Source organism: Mycobacterium sp. E787, from assembly GCF_001668725.1.
Taxonomy (GTDB): Bacteria; Actinomycetota; Actinomycetes; order Mycobacteriales; family Mycobacteriaceae; genus Mycobacterium.
Genome location: NZ_LZKL01000114.1, coordinates 1 through 695, shown reverse-complemented (window position 1 = coordinate 695; position 695 = coordinate 1). Strand labels below are relative to the sequence as shown.

Genomic DNA, 695 nt, shown 5'->3' with positions numbered 1-695 from the left:
ATCACACCGCAGCTGATGCCCGCGGTGGTCAGCACCGGCCTGGCGACCGGCTCGCGGCAACTGGCCAAGGCCAAGGTGCTCGTCAAACGCCTGGTGTGCATCGAGGACCTGGGCGACATCGACATCCTGATCACCGACAAGACCGGCACGCTGACGGAAGGCCGCATCCGCCTGGTCGGCACGATCGATCCGGCCGGTGCGCCGGCCGAGCCGGTCCGGCGGCTCGGGCTGCTGGCCACCGACGTCGACCCGGAATCCGGTGTGGTGAGCGCCAATCCGCTCGACGCCGCGCTGTGGGACTCCCCGCAGCCACAGCAACTGGTGGGCGGCGCGGTGCGCCGCGTCGCGCTGCTGCCGTTCGACCACGAGCGGCGCGCGACGTCGGTGTTGGTCGACGACGACGGCAACCGCCTCCTCGTCGTCAAGGGCGCCCCCGAACAGGTCCTGGACCGGTGCGACGGGACGCCGGCGGCCGCGGATGCGACCCTGGCGGACTTGTTCGCCGCCGGACGGCGGGTGGTCGCCGTCGCCACCCGCCCGGCCGCCGAGCTGACGGAGCTCACCGCCGACGACGAACACGACCTGACGCTGGCCGGCTTTCTGGTCTTCGCCGACGAACCCAAACCCGCGGCGCGCCAGTCGCTGGCACAGCTGGCCGAACTGGGCATCGAGGTGAAGATCGCCACCGGCGACAA

At 71.9% G+C, this 695-nt stretch carries 1 pseudogene; it reads left to right on the top strand.

The window, feature by feature from the left end:
• A pseudogene (locus tag A5705_RS22165) lies at positions 1–695 on the top strand (HAD family hydrolase); the annotation flags it as partial.